Consider the following 21,784-nt stretch of genomic DNA (forward strand, 5'->3'; position numbering starts at 1 on the left):
AAACACAGATATGGATGGATGATCCGTGCATTTTGCCGCAAGTTAGGCATAATACGCGGCTTCGAATTTTGACCCCGACAGACCTTTTCTTATGCATAAAGAACCTCGTAAGGTCCGTGAATTTCGTCGCCGCGAGCAAGAAATTCTCGATACCGCGCTCAAGCTGTTCCTCGACCAAGGTGAAGACAGTGTCACCGTCGAGATGATTGCTGATGCCGTCGGTATCGGCAAAGGCACGATCTACAAGCACTTCAAATCCAAAGCGGAGATCTATCTGCGCCTGATGCTCGATTACGAGCGCGATTTGAACGAGCTGTTGCATTCGGCCGATGTCGACAAGGACAAGGAAGCACTGTCCCGGGCCTACTTCGAATTCCGCATGCGTGATCCGCAACGTTACCGCTTGTTCGATCGCCTGGAAGAAAAGGTGGTCAAGGGCAACCAGGTGCCGGAGATGATCGAGGAGCTGCACAAGATTCGCGCCTCGAACTTCGAACGCCTGACCCTGCTGATCAAAGGTCGGATCAGCGAAGGCAAGCTCGAAGACGTGCCGCCATACTTCCATTACTGCGCCTCGTGGGCGCTGGTGCACGGCGCCGTGGCGCTGTATCACTCGCCGTTCTGGAGCAATGTGCTGGAAGATCAGGAAGGCTTCTTCCAGTTTCTGATGGACATCGGCGTACGCATGGGCAACAAGCGCAAGCGCGATACCGACATCCCCCCTGGCACCTGAGTCATTCAGTTGCCTTATTGCGCCATGATTTCGCTATATGGCGCAGTACCTCAGGAATATACTCAGGCATGGGACTTGCCAAAACTTGATTTGTGAGTCAAGTTTTACGTCGTCCGATTTCCTTGTGCCGGAGTGACCATGATCGTTGACCGTCAAGGCAGGCGTTTCCGCAATCTGCGAATCAGCCTGACCTCCGCCTGCAATTACGCGTGTACCTACTGCGTGCCCAACGGCAAGCGGCTGGTCGCTGCGCAGGATGAACTGTCGGCCGAAGCCATGGCTCGCGGTGTTGCCTATCTGATCGAAGCGGCGGGGATCGAGCGACTGCGCATCACCGGCGGCGAGCCGCTGGTCAGCCCCAAACTCGAAGCCTTCATGACCGCCGTCGGGCAGATGGGCCTGCAAGACATCAGCCTGACCACCAATGGTCAATTGCTCGCGAAAAAACTGCCCCTGCTGGTTGATGCCGGCATTCGTCGCATTAACGTTTCCCTCGATACCCTGGATGCCGGCGCATTCCGCAGCATTGCTCGCGGCGGCGATCTGGCGACTGTGCTCGATGGCATGGACCAGGCCAGTGCCGCCGGCATGAAGATCAAGGTCAACATGGTGCCGTTGCGCGGGCAGAACCTCGATCAGGTAATGCCGCTGCTTGATTACTGTCTGGAGCGCGGTTACGAGTTGCGCTTCATCGAGCTGATGCGCATGGGGCACCTGGCCAGTGACAACAACGCTTTTCTGCAACAGTTCGTCAGCCTTCAGCAGTTGCTGAGCCTGATCGGAGATCGCTATGAGTACCTCCAGGCCGATGCGCCGGTTGACGCGACGGCGGTGCGCTACGAAATTCCAGGTCAGGGCTATTTTGGTGTAATCGCCAACGAAAGCGTTCCGTTCTGCCGAACCTGCTCGCGGCTGCGCCTGTCTTCAACCGGGTGGCTGCATGGCTGCCTGTCGTCGAGCAACCGCCACTATGTCGGCGACCTGCTGGACAAGCCGCGCCATCAGGCTTTGCCGGCTTTGCAGCGACTCTTGGTGAAAGCCTTGGGTGACAAGCAGGAAGTGGCGTTTTCCGGTGGCGCGACAGTCATGAAGATTATTGGCGGCTGATCGGGCCTCATCGCGGGCAAGCCACGCTCCCACAGGCTTGCACAATACAGGTGGGAGCGTGGCTTGCCCGCGATTGCTATCTATCGGGCGACGCTGTCTTGAGCTGGCGCGGAAGCTGCATCCAATGGCCATTCGCCGGTTTTCCGTCACCGGCCTCTGGAGGGTAGGATGCGTAGCCTGGTTTTGCTGCTGGCCGTTTTGGCGCTTGGTGGCTGCATGAATGTGAGCGATCTGGCTGAAGGGACTCGCTACCACTTGAGCGACGCGGGTCTGCTCGACCACAGCGACAGCCGCCGCGTGAACAACCTGCGCATTCAGCCGGACTCGTTCGTCTACATCGCTCAGGGTGCCTTTGTGCCGCCGGGTAGTGCGGTCTATCCGCGACCTAACGTGATCGCCGAAGTCGCTTTCGACGGCTTTATCGAATACTTCCCGATGGTCCGTCGCGCGCGCGCGCCGGCAGGTCTCGACCAGGCCATGGGCGAAGCCCGTGCGGCCGGTGCGCATTACCTGCTCTACACCCGTTTCGCCAAGTCTGATGACCGTATTGGCAACTCGGACGAATGGCTCGATCAGGAAGCCGTGGATCGTCTCGGTATCGACTCCGGCGTAATTCAGATCATGTTGATCGAGACCAGCACCCAGTATTTGATTGATACTGCGCGTATCAAGAGTCGTGGCGGTTTACTGACGTTCCACGACAAAAAGCCAGAAGACCTGATGGGCCCGCCACTGCGGCAATACGCGCGCAGCCTGCTGGGGCTCAGCGACCAGTAATTCCAAGGAGAACGCCATGAGCGGCCCGCAAAAAGCCAACGACCTGTTGGGGCAAATCCCCAAGACCCAAGGCTTGCCACCGGTCCATTTGTGGAACCCCGACTTCTGCGGCGACATCGACATGCGCATCGCCCGTGACGGCACCTGGTATTACCTGGGCACGCCGATCGGGCGCAAGCCAATGGTCAAACTGTTCTCCACCATCATTCGCCGCGACGGCGATGATTATTTCCTCATTACCCCGGTCGAGAAAGTCGGCATCAAGGTCGACGATGCACCGTTCGTGGCGATTGCCCTCGACGTGGAAGGCGAGGGTGAAGCCCAAGTCCTGCGTTTCACCACCAACGTCGATGAAACCGCCGAGGCGGGTGCCGAACATGCGATTCGCGTGGTGATTGATCCGGTGACACAAGAGCCTGCGCCGTATGTGCATGTGCGCACCAATCTCGAAGCGTTGATTCATCGCAATGTGTTTTACCAATTGGTGGAGCTGGCGGTGACTCGTGAGATCGATGGGCAACGCTGGCTCGGTGTGTGGAGCGGCGGCATTTTCTTCCCCATCGGCCTCGAGCCGTAACCCATAACCCTGTGGGAGCGAGACCGGCTTGCCGGCGATGGCGGTGTATCAGTCAACGAAGATATCGACTGTTATTGCCCCATCGCGAGCAGGCTCGCTCCCACACTGGGATTGTGAATTCTTCCGAAAAATCAAATTGACACCCAATCGTATGATGATTAGCGTAAGCAACCATCGCGAACGGCGTTGTGCCGTCCCAGCATTGAGGTGCCCATGTCCAGCAGTTTTCACGCATCGACGGTCGATTGGCTGGGTTGCTGGATTGCGGCGGGCCAGGTAAAACCCGGCGAAACCCTCAAGGTCGAAGCCGATCTGGGCGAGCAACTCGGCGTCAGTCGCACGGTCATACGCGAAGCCATCAAAACCCTGGTCGCCAAAGGCATGCTCGAAGTCGGGCCCAAGGTGGGCACGCGGGTGTTGCCGGTGCGGCGCTGGAACCTCTTCGATCCGCAAGTCGTCGGCTGGCTGTCGCGCAGCGGCTTGCCGGAAAACTTCGTCGACGATCTGCTCGACCTGCGCCGCACCATCGAGCCGATGGCCGTGCGCTGGGCCTGCGAGCGGGCGAGTGGCGAGCAGGTGCAAGCGGTGCTTCAGGCCTACAATGCGCTGGAACGGGCGGTGGACAGCGGGATCGATTACAACCGCGCCGACCAGTTCTTCCACGAGTGCATCCTCGCGGCCAGCCACAATCAGTTCATCGAACAAATGGTCCCGGCCCTCGGCGCACTCCTGGCCGTCTCTTTTGAGGTTTCCGCCGCCGATCCGGACGAATTGCGCCGTACGCTACCGATTCACAAAGACATGGCCGACGCCATCGCCGCTCGCGATGCAGCACGCGGTGTATGGGCCTGCATGACGCTGATCGACAACGCTGACCTGGCCATCAAACGTTTCTACCCCAAAGTCATGGCCGACAAAAAAGCCGGCTAAAAACACAGGCCCCTTGTGGGCGCGAACTTGCTCGTGATGAGGCCGGCACATTCAATACTGATTTCGCCTGACCCACCGCTTTCGCGGGCAGGCTCGCTCCCACATAAAAGCAAAAAGAAAGGAGGTTTCATGGCGTGGCATGCGGTTACCGGACACCGTGCGCAACTGGGCGAAGGCCCGTTCTGGGATGTGCCGACGCAGGCGCTCTATTGGGTGGATATCGCCGGCAAACAAGCGCTGCGGCTGATCGGCGCCAACGTGCAGATCTGGCAGATGCCGGAGCACGTGTCGGCCTTCATCCCCTGCGAAAGCGGCGATGCGCTGGTGACGTTGAGCAGTGGCGTGTATCGGCTCGATCTGGATTCACCAGGCCTCGCGCCACGACTGACCTTGCTCTGTGTCGCCGATCCGCAGCCCGGCAATCGCGGCAACGAAGCCCGTTGCGATGCCCACGGCCGGCTCTGGCTCGGCACCATGCAGAACAACATCGGCGAAAACGGCGAAGACCTGCCTGTTGTGCAGCGTTCTGGCGGCCTGTTTCGAATCGACCGCGATGCCCGGGTGACGCCGCTGCTTCGTGGCTTGGGCATTCCCAACACGTTGCTGTGGAGTGACGACGCCACCACGCTGTACTTCGCTGACAGCCTCGATGGCACGCTCTACGAGTATTTCATTCGCACCGACGGCGGCCTCGAGCCCGCGCAAGTCTGGTTTGGCCCGCATGAACGTGGCGGCCCGGATGGCTCGGCGATGGATGCCGAGGGTTACCTCTGGAATGCACGTTGGGACGGCAGTTGCCTGCTCAGGTTGACGCCGGACGGTCATGTCGATCGCGTAATCGAATTGCCGGTCAGCCGTCCTACCAGTTGCGTGTTCGGTGGCGCCGACCTGAAAACCCTGTACATCACCAGCGCTGCCAGCCCGCGTAACCATCCGCTGGACGGCGCGGTGTTGGCTGTTCAGGTCGATGTACCCGGAAAACCCTGTACCAGATTTGCTGGATAAATCCCAAAATATGGGATGTAAAATTATATATTGAGATTATTTGGCGGTCGGGTTTATAGTCGGCTCCATCAGTTACACGCACTCACACTTAAAAAAACAAAACAGGTGAAGTGATGCAGCGATTTTCCAGAACTTTTTTCGGCCGGACATCGACAGATGCCCGGTTTTTGTCGTGCCTGGAAAAGGGAGCTTGATGCATGGCTGAACGACTCTCCTTGCCGGCGCTGGCCGAACCGCCCAAGGGCAAGCGCCTGAAAGATAAGGTTGTGATGCTGACCGGCGCCGCCCAAGGCATCGGCGAGGCGATCGTCGCTGCCTTCGCCCATCAACAGGCCAAATTGATCATCAGTGATATCCAGACCGAGAAAGTCGAAAAAGTCGCGGCGCGGTGGCGTGATCAAGGCTTCAACGTTCATGCGATCACGGCTGACGTGTCCCGGCAGCAGGATCTTGACGCTATGGCCAATCTGGCGATGGAACGTCACGGTCGCATCGACGTGCTGGTCAACTGCGCCGGCGTCAACGTGTTCCGCGATCCGCTGGAAATGACTGAAGAAGACTGGCGCCGCTGCTTCGCCATCGACCTGGACGGCGCCTGGTTCGGTTGCAAAGCGGTGTTGCCGCAGATGATCGAGCAGGGCATCGGCAGCATCATCAACATTGCCTCGACCCATTCCACGCACATCATTCCCGGCTGCTTCCCGTACCCGGTGGCCAAGCACGGTTTGCTCGGACTGACCCGCGCGCTCGGCATCGAATACGCGCCGAAGGGCATTCGCGTCAACGCCATTGCGCCGGGCTACATCGAAACCCAGCTCAACGTCGATTACTGGAACGGTTTTGCCGACCCCCACGCTGAACGCCAGCGGGCTTTCGACCTGCATCCGCCGCGCCGCATTGGCCAGCCGATTGAAGTGGCGATGACAGCGGTTTTCCTCGCCAGCGACGAAGCGCCCTTTATCAACGCATCGTGCATCACCATCGATGGTGGTCGCTCGGTGATGTATCACGACTAGGCAAAACGCATTTCAGGCGCGGAATTCCGCTTGAAATCCAATCATCATATGATATGACTATTTGCTGCACCGGCTTTCAAATTAACGCTCAAAAAAAATAACAAGGAGTCAGCTTATGAATCGTCGTCGTGGGATCCGTTCCCTGTGCTGTGCCGCTTTGGCGGTCACCGCGGTCAGCCTGAGCAGTACGTTGCTGGCGGCCGAGGAAGTGAAGATCGGTTTTCTGGTCAAACAGGCGGAAGAGCCCTGGTTCCAGACCGAATGGGCCTTCGCCGAAAAGGCCGGCAAAGATAAAGGCTTCACGGTGATCAAAATCGCCGTGCCGGACGGCGAGAAAACCCTGTCCGCGATCGACAGCCTGGCGGCCAACGGCGCCAAGGGCTTCGTGATTTGCCCGCCGGACGTGTCCCTCGGCCCGGCGATCATGGCCAAAGCCAAACTCAATGGTTTGAAAGTGATTGCCGTGGATGACCGCTTCGTCGATGCCAGCGGCAAGTTCATGGAAGACGTTCCGTACCTCGGCATGGCGGCGTTCGAAGTCGGCCAGAAGCAGGGCGCGGCGATGGCCACGGAAGCGAAAAAACGCGGCTGGGACTGGAAAGACACCTACGCGGTCATCAACACCTACAACGAACTCGACACCGGCAAAAAGCGCACCGACGGTTCGGTCAAAGCGCTGGAAGACGCCGGTATGCCGAAAGACCACATCCTGTTCTCGGCCCTTAAAACCCTCGACGTGCCGGGCAGCATGGACGCCACCAACTCGGCGCTGGTGAAACTGCCGAGCGCGGCGAAAAACCTGATCATCGGCGGCATGAACGACAACACCGTGCTGGGCGGCGTGCGCGCCACCGAGAGCGCCGGGTTTGCCGCAGCCAACGTGATCGGCATCGGCATCAACGGCACCGACGCCATCGGCGAACTGAAAAAACCCAACAGCGGTTTCTTCGGCTCGATGCTGCCGAGCCCGCACATCGAAGGCTACAACACCGCGAGCATGATGTTCGAGTGGGTCACCACCGGCAAAGAACCACCGAAATACACGGCGATGGACGACGTGACCCTGATCACGCGCGAGAACTTCAAGCAGGAACTGGAAAAGATCGGCCTCTGGAACTGAGGCGCGGTTGATTTCATTGGCAGCCCTGGCGACAGGGCTGCCTGATCTGTGTGATGAGGTGGTTTTATGCACGCGCAAGTACAGACACAACACAACGGCGTCGGCGGCAGCCTGCGTTTCAACGGGATCGGCAAGACCTTTCCCGGGGTGAAGGCGCTGGATGGCATCAGCTTCGTCGCCCATCCGGGCCAGGTTCACGCCTTGATGGGCGAGAACGGCGCTGGCAAATCGACGCTGCTGAAAATCCTCGGCGGCGCCTACACGCCGAGCAGCGGCGACCTGCAGATCGGCGAGCGGACGATGGTCTTCAAATCCACCGCCGACAGCATCGGCAGCGGGGTCGCGGTGATCCATCAGGAGCTGCACCTGGTCCCGGAAATGACCGTGGCGGAAAACCTGTTCCTCGGTCATCTGCCCGCCAGTTTCGGCCTGATCAATCGCGGCGCACTGCGTCAGCAAGCGTTGGCCTGCCTCAAAGGCCTGGCCGATGAAATTGATCCGCAGGAGAAAGTCGGGCGCCTGTCTCTGGGCCAGCGGCAACTGGTGGAAATCGCCAAGGCGTTGTCCCGTGGCGCGCATGTGATCGCATTCGACGAACCGACCAGCAGTCTCTCGGCGCGGGAGATTGATCGCTTGATGGCGATCATCGGGCGCCTGCGCGACGAAGGCAAAGTGGTGCTCTACGTTTCCCATCGCATGGAAGAAGTGTTCCGCGTCTGCAACGCGGTGACGGTGTTCAAGGACGGCCGTTACGTGCGCACCTTCGAGGACATGAGTGAGCTGACCCATGATCAATTGGTCACGTGCATGGTCGGGCGCGACATTCAGGACATCTACGATTATCGCCCGCGCAAGCGTGGCGCGGTGGCGCTGAGGGTCGACGGTCTGCTCGGGCCGGGCTTGCGCGAGCCGGTGAGTTTCGACGCACACAAAGGTGAAATTCTAGGGCTGTTCGGTCTGGTTGGCGCGGGGCGTACCGAACTGTTCCGCATACTCAGCGGCCTTGAGCGCAACACCGCCGGGCGCCTGGAATTGCGCGGGCATGAACTGAAGCTGCGTTCACCCCGCGATGCGATTGCCGCCGGCATTCTGCTGTGTCCCGAGGACCGCAAGAAGGAGGGCATCATGCCGCTCTCCAGCGTCGCCGAGAACATCAACATCAGCGCGCGCGGCGCTCATTCCACCTTCGGTTGCCTGTTGCGCGGACTGTGGGAAAAAGGCAACGCCGACAAGCAGATCAAGGCGCTGAAAGTGAAGACGCCCAACGCGGCGCAAAAAATCATGTACCTGTCCGGCGGCAATCAGCAGAAGGCCATTCTCGGCCGCTGGCTGTCGATGCCGATGAAAATCCTGTTGCTCGACGAACCGACTCGCGGCATCGACATCGGTGCCAAAGCCGAGATCTACCAGATCATCCATAACCTCGCTGAAAGCGGTATCGCGGTGATTGTGGTGTCCAGCGACCTGATGGAAGTGATGGGTATTTCCGACCGCATCCTGGTGCTCTGTGAAGGCGCGATGCGCGGCGAACTGTCCCGTGACGAGGCCAACGAATCCAACCTGCTGCAACTGGCTTTGCCGCGCCAACGCGCTGACGGCGTGGCGAACTGAGAGGTGACTATGATGACAACCCAAAACAACGCTCTTCCTACCCAGCGCAAACCCCTCGACCTGCGGCGCTTCCTTGATGACTGGGTCATGCTGCTCGCAGCCGTCGGGATCTTCGTGCTCTGCACCTTGCTGATCGACAACTTCCTCTCGCCGCTGAACATGCGCGGCCTGGGGCTGGCGATATCCACCACCGGTATTGCCGCGTGCACCATGTTGTATTGCCTGGCGTCGGGGCATTTCGACTTGTCGGTGGGCTCGGTGATTGCCTGTGCCGGCGTGGTCGCGGCGGTGGTGATGCGCGACACCGACAGCGTTTTTCTCGGCGTGGCGGCGGCGCTGTTCATGGGGCTGATTGTCGGGCTGATCAACGGGATCGTGATCGCCAAGCTGCGGGTCAATGCGTTGATCACCACGCTGGCGACCATGCAGATCGTTCGCGGTCTGGCTTACATTTTTGCCAATGGCAAAGCGGTAGGCGTGTCGCAGGAGTCGTTCTTCGTCTTCGGTAACGGCCAGTTGTTTGGTGTGCCGGTGCCGATTCTGATCACCATCGTTTGCTTCCTGTTTTTCGGCTGGCTGCTCAATTACACCACCTATGGGCGCAATACCATGGCCATCGGCGGCAACCAGGAAGCGGCGCTGCTGGCCGGGGTCAACGTTGACCGGACCAAGATCATAATCTTCGCCGTGCACGGCGTGATCGGGGCATTGGCCGGGGTGATTCTGGCGTCGCGGATGACGTCCGGTCAGCCGATGATCGGCCAGGGTTTCGAGCTGACGGTGATCTCGGCTTGCGTGCTCGGCGGGGTGTCGCTGAGTGGCGGGATCGGCATGATCCGGCACGTGATCGCCGGGGTATTGATTCTGGCGATCATCGAGAATGCGATGAACCTGAAGAACATCGATACGTTTTACCAGTACGTGATTCGCGGTTCGATTTTGCTGCTGGCTGTGGTCATCGACCGCCTCAAACAACGCTGACACCCTTTATTTGTAGGAGTGAGACCGGACTGCTCACGATAGCGGTGGATCTGACACATTGAGGTTGGATGAGCCATTGCTTTCGCGAGCAGGCTCGCTCCCACATTTGGAATGCATTCCCCTGTGGGAGCGAGCCTGCTCGCGATTGACCGCGAAGCGGTCGCTTTGGCTCCCTCCTCCCGTCACCTCCCTGAAATATTCCTTGCTCGCCCAACCCCGTTTCGGTTATCAATTTGTACATGATTAGACAGGTACGATTTGACAAGAAACAACGGGTGGTCGACGAACTCATCCGGCGCATCGAAAGCGGCCTCTTGGAGGACGGTTTTCTGTTGCCCGGCGAGCATCAGTTGGCTCAAGAATTCAAAGTCAGCCGCGGCACGCTGCGCGAAGCCCTGGCCGAGCTGAAACGGCGCCACTACATCGCGACGCAAAGCGGTGTCGGTTCCATCGTCACGTTCGACGGTGTGGTGCTCGATCAGCGCAACGGCTGGGCGCAGGCCCTGGCCGACAGCGGGGCGCTGATCAATACCGAAGTGCTGCGGCTGGAGGCGGTGACCCGGCCTGACCTGCTGCCGCGTTTCGGCACTGACCAGTTCATCACCCTCGACCGCCGCCGCCGTTCCACCGACGGCAAGCTGGTTTCCCTCGAACGCTCATTGATGCCCGCCACCGGAGGCCTGGAAAGCCTGCCGCGTGTCGGCCTGATCGACAATTCCCTGACCATCACCCTGGCCGCGTACGGCTACATCGGTGAGCGCGGCGATCAATGGATCGGCGCTGAACCCTTGAGCGCCGAAGACGCCGAGCTGCTGGGTCGTCCGGTCGGTACAGTGTTTCTCAAAGCCTTGCGCACCACGTACGACCGGCAGAACCGCTTCATGGAACAGGTCGAAAGCCTGCTTGATCCCGTGCACTTCCGCCTGCACCTGCAATTCGGAAACCCGCAATGACCGCACTTAATCGTGCGCTGGGCGCGTTTTACGGATTGGCCCTGGGCGATGCGCTGGGCATGCCGACACAATCCCTGAGCCGCGCCGAAATCAAGGCGCGTTTCGGTGAGATCACCGGTCTGCAAGACGCCGGCCCCGATCAACCGATCGCGGCCAACATGCCCAAAGGCTCGATCACTGACGACACCGAGCAGGCGATTCTGGTCGGTCAGTTGTTGATCGACGGCGAAGGCAAGATCGAACCGTCGGTACTGGCTCAACGGCTGATCGAATGGGAAGCCGTGATGCAGGCCAAGGGCTCACAGGATTTGCTCGGGCCGTCGACCAAACGGGCGATCGAAATGATTCTCGCCGGCCATTCGCCGGAAGAAGCCGGCCGCTACGGCACCACCAACGGCGCGGCGATGCGCATCACGCCGGTCGGCATTTCGGCGGATGTCGCCGATCCCGAGCGTTTCATCAACGCGGTGGTGCAGGCCTGCCAGGTCACTCATAACACCACGCTGGGCATTTCCAGCGCAGCGGCGGTGGCGGCAGTGGTCTCGGCGGGCATCAATGGCATGGACCTGGGCGAAGCATTGAACCTCGGCCAGCAAATCGCCCAGCAAGCGGAAAGCCACGGCCACTGGGTCGCGGGCGGGCGCATTGCCTCACGCATCAGTTGGGCGCGGACGATCAGCGTCGACAGTGACAAGGCGTTCCTGGCGGACTTGATGTATGACGTGATTGGCACTTCAGTGGCGTCTCAGGAGTCGGTGGTGGTTTCGTTTGCCCTGGCGCAACAAGTGGCCATCGGTGAGATGAATGCCTTCGAAGCGGTGTGCATGGCCGCCAGTCTGGGCGGCGACACGGACACCATCGCGGCGATTCTGGGGGCCATGCTGGGGGCCTGTCTGGGACTTGAGAGTTGGCCGGTGGCGATGATCGACGAGGTCAAAGCCGTTAATTCGTTGGAGCTGGAACCGTTGGTGCAAGGGCTGTTGGCTTTGCGTTGACTGGGTTGACGCCATCGCGAGCATGCTCGCTCCCACAGGAATAGTGCAAACCTCACGGCACACGCCGTACCTGTGGGAGCGAGCTTGCTCGCGATAGGCGCACCGCGTATTTAAATAAATCACCCGCAATGGATCGCACAACTACGGCCAGGATCGCCGGGATGTTATGTCGACTTCCGCAATTGCCCATAACCACAACAAAGGCAACAGGAGCATTTCACATGAGTTCATCGACCGCCGGGCAAAGCGCCGGGCAACTGGAAACCCGTGGCATCGAACCGGTGCCGGAAGCGGAGTGCAATGGGCATCCGCTACAGTTGTTCTGGGTCTGGTTCGCCGCCAACATTTCCATCCTCGGCCTGCCGCTCGGCGCCACGCTGGTGGCGTTTCGTGGCTTGGCGATCTGGCAGGCGATCATCGTCGCGATCCTTGGCGCTGCCGGTTCCTTCGCGGTGGTCGGGATCATTTCCATCGCCGGTCGCCGTGGTCGCGCACCCAGCCTGACGCTGTCGCGGGCGATCTTTGGTGTGCGCGGCAATATCGGCCCGACGCTGGTTTCGTTGATGTCGCGGCTGGGCTGGGAAACCGTCAACACCACCACCGCCGCGTTCGTGTTGCTGTCGCTGTGCTCAATCCTGTTCGGTTCCCCGGTGGAAGCCAAAAGCGCGCCGGTACTGACCCTGATCTTCATCGCGATTTTCGTGCTGCTGACCTTGTCGGTATCCGGCCTCGGTCATGCGACGTTGCTGGTGATTCAGAAGTGGGCGACTTACGTGTTCGGCGCGCTGAACATTCTGGTCGGCGGTTTCCTCTGCGCCACCATCGACTGGAGCGCCGTGTTCAACGCCACGCCCGCACCGCTAAGCGCAATGATCATCGGCGTCGGCACCATGGCCGCCGGCACCGGGATCGGTTGGGCGAATGCCGGTGCCGACATGTCGCGCTATCAGCATCGCAGTGTCAAAGCCGTGCGTCTGGTGGCTTCCGCCGCGTTTGGTGCGGGGATCCCGCTGGTGTTGCTGATTACCCTCGGCGGCCTGCTGTCGGTGGGCAACAACGACCTGGCCTCTGCCACTGACCCGATCATCGCGATCCGCGACATGCTGCCGACCTGGATGGCCGTGCCGTACCTGATCACTGCGTTCGGCGGCCTGCTGCTGTCGAACAACCTGTCGGTGTATTCCGCCGGTTTGACCACGCTGACCCTCGGTTTGAAGGTCAAACGTGTCTACGCCGTGGTGGTCGACATCGTCGCGATTTTCGCCGGTTCGATCTACTTCATGCTGATCGCCGACAGTTTCTACGGCCCGTTCATTACCTTCATTTCGCTGCTGGCGGTGCCGATCACGGCGTGGGTCGGGATCTTCGTCGTCGACCTGATTCACCGTCATTACTACAGCCCGAAAGACCTGCTGGACGTCAGCCCGAGCAGTGCCTACTGGTATCGCGGCGGCGTCGAGTGGCGTGCATTCGGTGCGTGGGCCGTGGCGATCGTGCTGGGTTTCAGCTTCACCACCCTCGGCACCACCGAACAAACCGTCTGGTTCCGCGGGTTCCTCTCCGACTCGTGGCTGGGCCATAACGGCCTCGGCTGGATCGTCACGTTCCTGGTCGCCGGCGGGATTTACTTCGTACTCGGTGGCGCCAGGGATCGCCGCACCGCATTGCTCGAGAATGCTCATGCCTAAGCTGTTGCACACCGGCCAGGTCATCATCGACCTGGTCATGGCCGTGGATAAACTGCCGCAGCCCGGCGGCGATGTACTGGCGCAGTCCGCCAGTTTCGAAGCGGGCGGCGGCTTCAATGTGATGGCTGCGGCGCAGCGTAATGGTTTGCCGGTGGTTTACCTCGGCCGGCATGGCGCCGGCCGTTTCGGTGATCTGGCGCGGGAGGCGATGAAGGCTGAAGGCATCCGTATCGGCATTGCTCACAGCGCGGAGCGCGATACCGGATTGTGCGTGGCGATCACCGACGCCTCGGCCGAGCGCAGTTTCGTTTCCTACATTGGCGCCGAAGGCGAAGTGACTGCCGAGGACCTGGCGAGTGTGCCCGCCGAGGCGGGCGATTATGTCTACGTCAGCGGTTACAGCCTGCTGCATATCGGCAAGGCTCAGGCGCTGGTGGATTGGGTGTTGGCGTTGCCGGCCGGGATTAACGTGGTGTTCGACCCGGGCCCGTTGGTGGAATCACCTGATGCGCCGTTGATGCAGGCGTTATTGCCGCGCATCGATCTGTGGACCAGCAACAGTGTCGAGGCGCTGCGGTTTACCGGGGCGGCGGACATTGCCGAGGCGCTGGATCGGCTCGCCGAGCATCTGCCGTCGAAGGTGTTGATGGTGGTTCGCGATGGTCCGCAAGGGTGCTGGATCCATCAGCATGGCGAGCGTCGGCATGTGCCGGGTTTCAAGGTTGAAGCGGTGGACAGCAATGGCGCCGGAGATGCCCATGCCGGGGTGTTTGTGGCGGGGTTGGCGCAAGGATTGTCAGCGGGTGAGGCGGCGCGGCGGGCGAATGCGGCGGCGGCTCTCGCCGTTACTCGTTGGGGGCCGGCGACTTCGCCTGGGGTGGCTGAGGTTGATGCATTAATCAGTAAGACTTTGGGCGCCTGATCTGGCCCCATCGCTGGCAAGCCAGCTCCCACAGGATTCGGGGTGTATACAAAATATTGTGAACACTTTAATCACTGTGGGAGCTGGCTTGCCAGCGATAGGGCCCGAAAATTCAACACATTTTTTGACCCCTACCCAGCCTTGCGCAACGCCTCGATCAACGCCTGCTTGCGCATACTATTTCTCCTGCTGCTTGTAGAGTCAGTCGGTCGCAGCCGCGCAGGCCACGACCTGATACGTCGTGCTTAAACGTCCAGCTTGCGCGCCGCCTCAACCCCGGCCGCGCTGAGCTTGATCGGCAAATTCAACGAGTGCTCACCGGCCTCGTTGCAGGTCACATGCCCATGCTGAATCAACCCGCGATCCTGCAGCGTGGCGAGGGCGCTGGCCACGACTTTCTCCCCCCGGTAATTGTCCAGGACCTCCTTGCCCAGCCCACTCGGGTGGGCGTGCAGCAGACGGGTCAGGACTTCTTTCTCAAGGTTTTTATCGACGTTCATGGTTACCTCTTCATGGATGTGGACAGGTGCAGCTCGCGTGGGCGATTTATTGGCTGGCGCCGCCTTCGGAACCCGAGCCACCGGTGGTGGTTTTCGAGCCGATGCCGGGGCCGGCGTTATCGGGTGTCTGGGTGTCGGGCATGTTCATTCCACCCTGACGGCCCGCGTCGTTGCCCTGGATCCGCGGGTCGGTGCCCGTGGACGGCGGCAGGCTGCTGTCGACGCCGGTGCCATTGGTGTTGATGCCGGGAGCGCTTTGAATGGCGGGGGATTTGGGTTTTTCGACCGGGTCGGTCGGGCCGGTACTGGGGGCGGTGTTCGCGGCGAAGGCAGCAGAGGACAGCAGGGTAGCGAGAGCGAGGGCGGTCAGTCGGGACATGATCATGGTGTCGTCTCCATTGAATTAGAGTCCTTACCCGATATTGGTCCGCCCCCGATTTGGTTTGGTGCCTGATGAACGACGAACGGTTCAGGCCCGTTGTAACGTTTTGACCGTGTAGCGCCGCCAGAGCAAGCGGCCCACGGTGATCAGCCAGTTCAGCAGCGCGACGGCGAGAACCGTAAGCAAAAGTGTCGCCATCCCGTGCTCGACGATGATCTTCCCGGCCAGCCACGGAAAACCGAACACGCCGATGAAGTACGACAGACTGAACAACAGCAACGCTTGCGCGGTGGTGCCGCCTGGTGCTTCGTTTGCGGCCAGGCCGTTGATCACCGAATACGTCAGCCCGTAACCGACGCCCAGCATCATTGCAGCCAGCACGTAGCTGACGCCGCTTTCGACCACGAAACCGAACATCACGATCGAGCCCATCATCAGCCCCGACAACAGGCAGGATGCACGGAACGGATCGCGCTTGACCACAAACCCGGCAATCAACATCCGGCTGCTGATCGCCGCGCCCATGAAACCGAAAAAGAACAGCGAGTAATCCAGCGAACGAGACGCCGCGTAACTGGTTTGAAAACTCGACAGGCCGCCGAACACGCAACCGCCGAGGCCGACCATGATGATGGGGAACACCGCTCTGGACGACAGCACCTGAGCGGTTGCACGCCAGGAAATGCGCGCGACCGAGGCGGTGGGCGAGGGCGTTTTTTTCAGCTGCGCATCCAGCCGCCAAAACAGCACAACGCCGATCAGACTGGCCAGCGCCGCGAGGTAAAACGCCGCCGTTACCGGATAGCCGAGCGCACTGGCCGCGCGACCCAGCAACGGGCCGCTGCCGATCCCGGTCATCATGCTGCCCGACAGCAGCGCAAAGTATTTGGCGCGTTGCGCGGGCGTCACCAGACTCGCGACGATGATCGGCCCGAGCGTGTAGAAAACGCCCCAGCCCAACCCCAGAAGCAGGCCGAAGAACAGCAGCAGATTGCCGAACCCCGGCGTCAGTGCAAAGCCCAGGCTGGCCGCCACCAGCAGCACGCCGAACAGCGCAATTGAACGCGCCGCTCCCAGTAGATCAGACAAGTGCCCGGAGACAATCACCGCTGCAAACGTGCTGAGCATCGCCGCGGAAATCACGCTGCCGGCATCGTGTTCGTTGCCGCCACGGGAACCGATCAACAACGACAACAAAAACGTTGAGCCGTAGGACAGCGACAGCAAATAGCTGGCGAGGCAAAACAGGCCGAACAGCTTGCTGGAGACTTGTGGCGGTGCGATGGACATGACGCGGTTCCTTGACCCGATAACGGTGAGTGTCATCTATCTATCATGCGAGGCGCGGATGTTAGGTCCGAGGTTATCGATTTCAGGGTTAGTGGTGGCCGGAGTAAGGGTAAGTCCCCTCGCCAGAGGTCCCGCGCCGCCTTAGTATGGCGTTTTCCACTTTTGACGAAGGCACGTCCATGACGATCGAAATCCGCCCGGCGACCCCCAGCGATGCACCGCAAATCCTCGGGTTCATCACTGAACTGGCCGATTACGAACGTGCCCGCCACGAAGTCATCGCCAGCGTGGCCGACATCGAGCGCAGCCTGTTCAGCGAAGGCGCCACCGCCCACGGCCTGATCTGCCTGCGGGACGGTTTGCCGATTGGCTTTGCGGTGTTCTTCTTCAGCTATTCCACCTGGCTCGGCAGTAACTGCTTGTACCTCGAAGACCTCTACATCACCCCCGAGCAGCGCGGTGGCGGCGCCGGCAAAACACTGCTGCGTCACCTGGCGAAAATCGCCTGTGCCAATGATTGCGGACGATTTGAGTGGAGCGTGCTGGACTGGAACAAGCCGGCGATCGAGTTCTATAAATCCTTGGGTGCCCAGCCACAGGAAGAGTGGGTGCGGTATCGGATGGATGGCGCGGTGTTAAGGGATTTTGCTGCGGGCAATTGATCGCTTAGAGAATCGCAGCCTTCAGCAGCTCCGAAAGAGGGAGTTGTCGATGGCTGCGATTTTTTTTGATTAATCCCAAAATATGGGATGTATATTTATATATTGAGATTTGTGTGCTTGCGGGTTTATAGTCCAGCTCACTCACTGCCAATAAACAAAACAGGTGAAGCGATGCTGGCGCAATTGATCGCGCTCGATTGGGGGACAACCTCATTACGTGCTTACAAACTCGCCGCGGGTGGCCAGGTGCTTGAACAGCGTTCGCTGTCATCAGGAATCATGCAGCTGCCCCGGACGCCGCGAATCATTAAAGGTCAGGCATGCACCGACGGTTTTGAACTGGCCTTTGACGAGGCTTGCGGTGACTGGCTCGATGAACAACCCGCTTTGCCGGTGATTGCCTGCGGCATGGTTGGCAGCGCGCAAGGCTGGCGCGAAGCGGCCTACCGCGACACCCCGGCAAACGTTGCCAATCTCGGAACTTCCCTACAAACCATTCGCAGTCTTCGCGGTGCCGATGTGCACATCGTGCCGGGCGTGATTCAGCGTTCGCGCCTGCCGAACGTGATGCGCGGTGAAGAAACCCAAGTCCTCGGCGTGCTGCAAAACCTGCCGAGCGGGGCGGGCAGCGATCTGTTGATCGGCCTGCCGGGTAGTCATTCGAAATGGGTGGAAGTGGCCGACGGCTGCATCGTGCATTTCGATACCTTCATGACCGGTGAAGTCTTCGCCGTGCTCAGCGAACACAGCATTCTGGGGCGCACCCAGCAGCGTGGCGCGTCTTTTGATGGCGACGCGTTTGACCGTGGCGTGCAAGTGGCCCTGTCGGGGGAGGGCGAGATCGGCCCGCTGTCGACGCTGTTCAGCGCCCGCAGCCTCGGGCTGACCGGCGAGTTGAGCGGCAGCGCGCAACCGGACTATTTGTCCGGCCTGTTGATCGGTCATGAGTTGTCGGCGCTGGCCACGGTTCAGCGGCGTCGGCGCAACAGTGTTCATCTGCCGTCGATCATCCTCTTCGGTAATTCCCAACTCTGTGCCCGCTACAGCCGGGCGCTCGACGCCTGCGGTTTTGCTCGCGTGACGCTGGCCGAACACGCCACCGAACGCGGGCTGTGGCAGTTGGCGCTCGCCGCCGGACTGATCACTCCAACCCCATCCCGTTAAACCTGACTAGAGGTCTGACATGCTCAAGCAAGCCCTGGCGCAAAACGGTTTGATCGCAATTCTGCGTGGCCTTCGCCCGCAGGAAGCGGCGGCTATCGGAGAAGTCCTTTACGCAGCCGGATTTCGCGTCATCGAAGTGCCGCTCAATTCCCCCGAACCGTACGAAAGCATCCGCATCCTGCGCAGTACCTTGCCTGCCGATTGCCTGATCGGCGCCGGCACAGTGCTGACGCCGGAACAGGTCGAGCAAGTGAAAGTCGCCGGCGGGCAGGTGATCGTCATGCCTCACAGCGATCCCAAAGTGCTGCGCGCAGCGAAAGCGGCGGGGCTGTTCCTGTCGCCGGGTGTTGCGACACCGACCGAAGCCTTCGCCGCACTGGCCGAAGGCGCGGATGTGCTGAAGATGTTTCCGGCTGAGCAAATGGGGCCGGCGGTTGTAAAAGCCTGGCTGGCGGTGCTGCCTGCCGGAACCATTCTGGCGCCCGTGGGTGGGATCACCCCGGAGAACATGCAGGTGTTTATCGACGCGGGTGTGAAGGGCTTCGGGCTCGGTTCCGGGTTGTTCAAACCGGGCATGACGCCGGAGCAAGTGGCTTCCAACGCCAAGGCCTACGTCGCTGCATGGAACGCTCTGCGTTAAGACTTTTTTGGCGCCGAGCGCGCTGCATCTAACAAGAGAGAGAAGAGATGAAAATCACCAAACTGACCACCTTCATCGTTCCGCCGCGCTGGTGCTTCCTCAAGGTCGAAACCGACGAGGGCGTGACCGGTTGGGGCGAGCCCGTGGTCGAAGGTCGTGCCCACACGGTGGCGGCTGCCGTTGAAGAATTGTCCGACTACCTGATCGGCAAAGACCCACGCAACATCGAAGACATCTGGACTGTGCTGTACCGAGGCGGCTTCTACCGGGGCGGTGCGATCCACATGAGTGCGCTGGCTGGTATCGATCAGGCGCTATGGGACATCAAGGGCAAGGCGTTGGGTGTGTCGGTCAGCGATCTGCTCGGTGGTCAGGTGCGCGACAAAATTCGTGTCTATTCGTGGATCGGCGGCGACCGTCCGGCAGACACCGCTCGCGCAGCGAAAGAAGCGGTGGAGCGTGGTTTTACTGCGGTGAAAATGAACGGCACCGAAGAGCTGCAATTCCTCGATTCCTTCGAAAAAGTCGACCTCGCCCTGGCCAACGTCGCTGCCGTGCGTGACGCAGTCGGGCCGAACGTCGGCATCGGCGTGGATTTCCATGGCCGGGTGCACAAGCCCATGGCCAAGGTGCTGATGAAGGAACTCGACCCGTACAAACTGATGTTCATCGAGGAGCCGGTGCTCAGCGAAAACTATGAAGCGCTGAAGGAACTGGCGCCATTGACCAGCACGCCGATTGCCTTGGGTGAACGGCTGTTCTCGCGCTGGGATTTCAAGCGCGTGCTCAGCGAAGGTTACGTCGACATCATCCAGCCCGATGCTTCCCACGCGGGAGGCATCACTGAAACCCGCAAGATCGCCAACATGGCCGAAGCCTACGACGTGGCCTTGGCGCTGCATTGCCCGTTGGGGCCGATTGCCCTCGCGGCGTGCCTGCAACTGGACGCGGTTTGCTACAACGCTTTTATCCAGGAACAGAGCCTGGGCATCCACTACAACGAGAGCAACGACCTGCTGGATTACGTCAAGGATCCGCGAGTGTTCGATTACGACAAAGGCTTCGTGAAGATTCCGAATGGTCCTGGCTTGGGCATCGAGATCAACGAGGAATACGTGATCGAACGCGCGGCGGTCGGGCATCGCTGGCGCAACCCGATCTGGCGCCATGCCGATGGCAGTTTTGCCGAGTGGTGAGTCCTCCCTGACCCATCGCAAACCCCTGTGGGAGCCAGCCTGCTGGCGATTTGGTCTGCACCTCCAGCAGTCAAGGTGATTGACACACCGCTATCGCCAGCAGGCTGGCTCCCACCGTTTGATCTCCATGGACAGGAGATTTGCGGCACACCCCGATTTCACATCGACCTCAATAAACATAAGAAGAGGCATTCCCCATGCAACCGCAAACCCTCACCGGGCAGGCGTCGTTGGTGGCGCCCAGCCGCAAGCGTTTTTTCATCATGGTCCTGCTGTTCATCACCGTGGTGATCAACTACCTGGACCGCAGCAACCTCTCTATCGCCGCCCCGGCGCTGACCAGTGACCTGGGCATCGACCCGATCCACGTCGGACTGATCTTCTCCGCGTTCGGCTGGACCTACGCCGCCATGCAAATCCCCGGCGGCTGGCTGGTGGATCGCGTCCCGCCGCGCATTCTCTACAGCGTCGCCTTGTTGCTGTGGTCGATCGCCACGGTGATGCTCGGCTTCGCCGCCAGCTTCATCGCGCTGTTCGTCTTGCGCATGGCGGTCGGGGCGCTGGAAGCACCGGCGTATCCGATCAACAGTCGCGTGGTTACCACTTGGTTTCCAGAGCGCGAGCGCGCCACGGCCATTGGTTTCTACACGTCCGGCCAGTTCGTCGGGTTGGCATTCCTGACGCCGGTACTCGCCTGGTTGCAGCATGAGTTTGGCTGGCACATGGTGTTCGTCAGCACCGGTGCGGTGGGCATTCTCTGGGCGGTGATCTGGTACGCGGTATATCGTGAGCCACGGGATTTCAAAGGCGCCAATGACGCCGAAATCGAGCTGATACGCGAAGGCGGCGGGCTGGTGGATATCCAGGCCGAGCAAGCCAAGGTCAAGGCCAAATTCAGCTGGACCGACCTCGGCATCGTTCTGACCAAACGCAAGTTGTGGGGCATCTACCTCGGTCAGTTCTGCCTCAACTCGACGCTGTGGTTTTTCCTGACGTGGTTCCCGACCTACCTGGTGAAATATCGCGGCATGGACTTCATCAAGTCGGGCTTGCTGGCATCGCTGCCGTTTCTCGCGGCTTTCGTCGGCGTGCTCTGTTCCGGGTTCTTCTCCGATTTCCTGATCCGTCGTGGTTACACGGTGGGTTTCGCCCGCAAGCTGCCGATCATTGGCGGTCTGCTGATTTCCACCTCGATCATCGGCGCCAACTTCGTCGAGTCGACGCCGCTGGTGATTGCCTTCCTCGCCTTGGCCTTCTTCGGCAATGGTCTGGCTTCAATCACTTGGTCGCTGGTTTCCACGTTGGCGCCGGCACGGTTGTTGGGGCTGACCGGTGGGGTGTTCAATTTCATCGGCAATCTGTCGGCGATCACCACACCGATTGTCATCGGTTTCCTCGCCACCGGTGACTCGTTCGCTCCGGCGATCACCTATATCTCCGTTCTGGCGTTGATTGGTGCGCTTTCCTACATTCTGCTGGTCGGGAAGGTCGAGCGTATCAAGTTGTAGTCGCAGCCGTCGGGCGACCATAATGCC

The 21,784-nt window shown here is 60.3% G+C and carries 22 protein-coding genes; 19 read left to right on the top strand and 3 right to left on the bottom strand.

Annotation, left to right across the window (positions count from 1 at the left end):
• Positions 1 to 91: 91 nt before the first annotated feature.
• From F8N43_RS27200 to F8N43_RS27265, 14 genes are all read left to right on the top strand, one after another.
• Positions 92 to 733 (top strand): TetR/AcrR family transcriptional regulator, encoded by a 642-nt coding sequence (locus F8N43_RS27200; RefSeq protein ID WP_150631723.1) that lies wholly within the window; start codon positions 92 to 94, stop codon positions 731 to 733.
• Between the two features lie 138 nt (positions 734 to 871).
• Positions 872 to 1,840: a GTP 3',8-cyclase MoaA gene (locus F8N43_RS27205; protein ID WP_150631722.1), complete on the top strand. Its 969-nt coding sequence runs from the start codon at positions 872 to 874 to the stop codon at positions 1,838 to 1,840.
• Positions 1,841 to 2,008: 168 nt separating this feature from the next.
• Complete coding sequence (locus F8N43_RS27210; RefSeq protein ID WP_150631721.1) at positions 2,009 to 2,617, top strand: DUF4823 domain-containing protein; 609 nt, start codon at positions 2,009 to 2,011, stop codon at positions 2,615 to 2,617.
• A gap of 16 nt (positions 2,618 to 2,633) precedes the next feature.
• Positions 2,634 to 3,194 carry a DUF1285 domain-containing protein gene (locus F8N43_RS27215; RefSeq protein WP_150636032.1) on the top strand — a complete coding sequence of 187 codons (561 nt, stop codon included), beginning with the start codon at positions 2,634 to 2,636 and terminating at the stop codon, positions 3,192 to 3,194.
• Between the two features lie 213 nt (positions 3,195 to 3,407).
• Positions 3,408 to 4,124, top strand: a complete 717-nt coding sequence (locus tag F8N43_RS27220; RefSeq protein ID WP_150654611.1) for a FadR/GntR family transcriptional regulator — start codon at positions 3,408 to 3,410, stop codon at positions 4,122 to 4,124.
• A 129-nt stretch (positions 4,125 to 4,253) separates the two neighbouring features.
• A complete protein-coding gene (locus F8N43_RS27225) occupies positions 4,254 to 5,129 on the top strand; it encodes an SMP-30/gluconolactonase/LRE family protein (RefSeq protein WP_150654612.1) in 876 nt (291 codons plus the stop codon).
• A gap of 197 nt (positions 5,130 to 5,326) precedes the next feature.
• Positions 5,327 to 6,145, top strand: coding sequence for an SDR family oxidoreductase (locus tag F8N43_RS27230; protein ID WP_150636027.1), 819 nt, complete (start codon positions 5,327 to 5,329; stop codon positions 6,143 to 6,145).
• A gap of 115 nt (positions 6,146 to 6,260) precedes the next feature.
• Positions 6,261 to 7,265 (top strand): substrate-binding domain-containing protein, encoded by a 1,005-nt coding sequence (locus F8N43_RS27235; protein ID WP_150631716.1) that lies wholly within the window; start codon positions 6,261 to 6,263, stop codon positions 7,263 to 7,265.
• Positions 7,266 to 7,331: 66 nt separating this feature from the next.
• Positions 7,332 to 8,876, top strand: coding sequence for an L-arabinose ABC transporter ATP-binding protein AraG (araG, locus tag F8N43_RS27240; RefSeq protein ID WP_150631715.1), 1,545 nt, complete (start codon positions 7,332 to 7,334; stop codon positions 8,874 to 8,876).
• A gap of 12 nt (positions 8,877 to 8,888) precedes the next feature.
• Positions 8,889 to 9,857, top strand: coding sequence for an L-arabinose ABC transporter permease AraH (gene araH / locus F8N43_RS27245; RefSeq protein WP_150636025.1), 969 nt, complete (start codon positions 8,889 to 8,891; stop codon positions 9,855 to 9,857).
• Between the two features lie 239 nt (positions 9,858 to 10,096).
• Complete coding sequence (locus F8N43_RS27250) at positions 10,097 to 10,810, top strand: GntR family transcriptional regulator (RefSeq protein ID WP_150631713.1); 714 nt, start codon at positions 10,097 to 10,099, stop codon at positions 10,808 to 10,810.
• On the top strand, positions 10,807 to 11,805 hold the full coding sequence (locus tag F8N43_RS27255; RefSeq protein WP_150631712.1) for an ADP-ribosylglycohydrolase family protein: 999 nt from the start codon (positions 10,807 to 10,809) through the stop codon (positions 11,803 to 11,805). Before F8N43_RS27250 ends, F8N43_RS27255 begins: the two co-directional genes overlap by 4 nt.
• Before the next feature lie 221 nt (positions 11,806 to 12,026).
• Positions 12,027 to 13,493 carry a purine-cytosine permease family protein gene (locus tag F8N43_RS27260; protein WP_150654613.1) on the top strand — a complete coding sequence of 489 codons (1,467 nt, stop codon included), beginning with the start codon at positions 12,027 to 12,029 and terminating at the stop codon, positions 13,491 to 13,493.
• Positions 13,486 to 14,415, top strand: a complete 930-nt coding sequence (locus tag F8N43_RS27265) for a PfkB family carbohydrate kinase (protein ID WP_150631710.1) — start codon at positions 13,486 to 13,488, stop codon at positions 14,413 to 14,415. Before F8N43_RS27260 ends, F8N43_RS27265 begins: the two co-directional genes overlap by 8 nt.
• A 245-nt stretch (positions 14,416 to 14,660) precedes the next feature.
• Here F8N43_RS27265 and F8N43_RS27270 read toward each other — a convergent pair whose 3' ends face one another.
• The 3 genes from F8N43_RS27270 to F8N43_RS27280 all read right to left on the bottom strand — a co-directional run bounded on the left by F8N43_RS27270 (position 14,661) and on the right by F8N43_RS27280 (position 16,587).
• Positions 14,661 to 14,915, bottom strand: a complete 255-nt coding sequence (locus F8N43_RS27270) for a hypothetical protein (protein WP_150631709.1) — start codon at positions 14,913 to 14,915, stop codon at positions 14,661 to 14,663.
• A 46-nt stretch (positions 14,916 to 14,961) separates the two neighbouring features.
• Positions 14,962 to 15,300: a hypothetical protein gene (locus tag F8N43_RS27275; protein ID WP_150631708.1), complete on the bottom strand. Its 339-nt coding sequence runs from the start codon at positions 15,298 to 15,300 to the stop codon at positions 14,962 to 14,964.
• 84 nt (positions 15,301 to 15,384) lie between these two features.
• Complete coding sequence (locus tag F8N43_RS27280; RefSeq protein ID WP_150654614.1) at positions 15,385 to 16,587, bottom strand: MFS transporter; 1,203 nt, start codon at positions 16,585 to 16,587, stop codon at positions 15,385 to 15,387.
• A 179-nt stretch (positions 16,588 to 16,766) separates the two neighbouring features.
• Here F8N43_RS27280 and F8N43_RS27285 point away from each other — a divergent pair, with 179 nt between their 5' ends.
• From F8N43_RS27285 to F8N43_RS27305, 5 genes are all read left to right on the top strand, one after another.
• A complete protein-coding gene (locus tag F8N43_RS27285; protein ID WP_031319060.1) occupies positions 16,767 to 17,249 on the top strand; it encodes a GNAT family N-acetyltransferase in 483 nt (160 codons plus the stop codon).
• 171 nt (positions 17,250 to 17,420) lie between these two features.
• Positions 17,421 to 18,413, top strand: coding sequence for a 2-dehydro-3-deoxygalactonokinase (locus tag F8N43_RS27290; protein WP_150654615.1), 993 nt, complete (start codon positions 17,421 to 17,423; stop codon positions 18,411 to 18,413).
• Positions 18,414 to 18,432: 19 nt separating this feature from the next.
• Complete coding sequence (locus F8N43_RS27295; RefSeq protein WP_150654616.1) at positions 18,433 to 19,053, top strand: 2-dehydro-3-deoxy-6-phosphogalactonate aldolase; 621 nt, start codon at positions 18,433 to 18,435, stop codon at positions 19,051 to 19,053.
• Between the two features lie 47 nt (positions 19,054 to 19,100).
• Positions 19,101 to 20,249 (top strand): galactonate dehydratase, encoded by a 1,149-nt coding sequence (dgoD, locus tag F8N43_RS27300; protein WP_008152275.1) that lies wholly within the window; start codon positions 19,101 to 19,103, stop codon positions 20,247 to 20,249.
• Positions 20,250 to 20,446: 197 nt separating this feature from the next.
• Positions 20,447 to 21,757, top strand: a complete 1,311-nt coding sequence (locus F8N43_RS27305; protein ID WP_150631705.1) for an MFS transporter — start codon at positions 20,447 to 20,449, stop codon at positions 21,755 to 21,757.
• Positions 21,758 to 21,784: the final 27 nt, after the last annotated feature.

It is taken from the genome of Pseudomonas fluorescens (assembly GCF_902498065.1).
Taxonomy (GTDB): Bacteria; Pseudomonadota; Gammaproteobacteria; order Pseudomonadales; family Pseudomonadaceae; genus Aquipseudomonas; species Aquipseudomonas fluorescens_BJ.

Coding starts and splice junctions, on each gene's coding strand:
- F8N43_RS27200 (WP_150631723.1), top strand. CDS start 92: ATGCATAAAGAACCTCGTAAGGTCCGTGAATTTCGTCGCCGCGAGCAA.
- dgoD (WP_008152275.1), top strand. CDS start 19,101: ATGAAAATCACCAAACTGACCACCTTCATCGTTCCGCCGCGCTGGTGC.
- F8N43_RS27230 (WP_150636027.1), top strand. CDS start 5,327: ATGGCTGAACGACTCTCCTTGCCGGCGCTGGCCGAACCGCCCAAGGGC.
- F8N43_RS27285 (WP_031319060.1), top strand. CDS start 16,767: ATGACGATCGAAATCCGCCCGGCGACCCCCAGCGATGCACCGCAAATC.
- F8N43_RS27235 (WP_150631716.1), top strand. CDS start 6,261: ATGAATCGTCGTCGTGGGATCCGTTCCCTGTGCTGTGCCGCTTTGGCG.
- F8N43_RS27210 (WP_150631721.1), top strand. CDS start 2,009: ATGCGTAGCCTGGTTTTGCTGCTGGCCGTTTTGGCGCTTGGTGGCTGC.
- F8N43_RS27255 (WP_150631712.1), top strand. CDS start 10,807: ATGACCGCACTTAATCGTGCGCTGGGCGCGTTTTACGGATTGGCCCTG.
- araG (WP_150631715.1), top strand. CDS start 7,332: ATGCACGCGCAAGTACAGACACAACACAACGGCGTCGGCGGCAGCCTG.
- F8N43_RS27220 (WP_150654611.1), top strand. CDS start 3,408: ATGTCCAGCAGTTTTCACGCATCGACGGTCGATTGGCTGGGTTGCTGG.
- F8N43_RS27260 (WP_150654613.1), top strand. CDS start 12,027: ATGAGTTCATCGACCGCCGGGCAAAGCGCCGGGCAACTGGAAACCCGT.
- F8N43_RS27295 (WP_150654616.1), top strand. CDS start 18,433: ATGCTCAAGCAAGCCCTGGCGCAAAACGGTTTGATCGCAATTCTGCGT.
- F8N43_RS27215 (WP_150636032.1), top strand. CDS start 2,634: ATGAGCGGCCCGCAAAAAGCCAACGACCTGTTGGGGCAAATCCCCAAG.
- F8N43_RS27280 (WP_150654614.1), bottom strand. CDS start 16,587: ATGTCCATCGCACCGCCACAAGTCTCCAGCAAGCTGTTCGGCCTGTTT.
- F8N43_RS27275 (WP_150631708.1), bottom strand. CDS start 15,300: ATGATCATGTCCCGACTGACCGCCCTCGCTCTCGCTACCCTGCTGTCC.
- F8N43_RS27225 (WP_150654612.1), top strand. CDS start 4,254: ATGGCGTGGCATGCGGTTACCGGACACCGTGCGCAACTGGGCGAAGGC.
- F8N43_RS27265 (WP_150631710.1), top strand. CDS start 13,486: ATGCCTAAGCTGTTGCACACCGGCCAGGTCATCATCGACCTGGTCATG.
- araH (WP_150636025.1), top strand. CDS start 8,889: ATGACAACCCAAAACAACGCTCTTCCTACCCAGCGCAAACCCCTCGAC.
- F8N43_RS27290 (WP_150654615.1), top strand. CDS start 17,421: ATGCTGGCGCAATTGATCGCGCTCGATTGGGGGACAACCTCATTACGT.
- F8N43_RS27250 (WP_150631713.1), top strand. CDS start 10,097: ATGATTAGACAGGTACGATTTGACAAGAAACAACGGGTGGTCGACGAA.
- F8N43_RS27305 (WP_150631705.1), top strand. CDS start 20,447: ATGCAACCGCAAACCCTCACCGGGCAGGCGTCGTTGGTGGCGCCCAGC.
- F8N43_RS27270 (WP_150631709.1), bottom strand. CDS start 14,915: ATGAACGTCGATAAAAACCTTGAGAAAGAAGTCCTGACCCGTCTGCTG.
- F8N43_RS27205 (WP_150631722.1), top strand. CDS start 872: ATGATCGTTGACCGTCAAGGCAGGCGTTTCCGCAATCTGCGAATCAGC.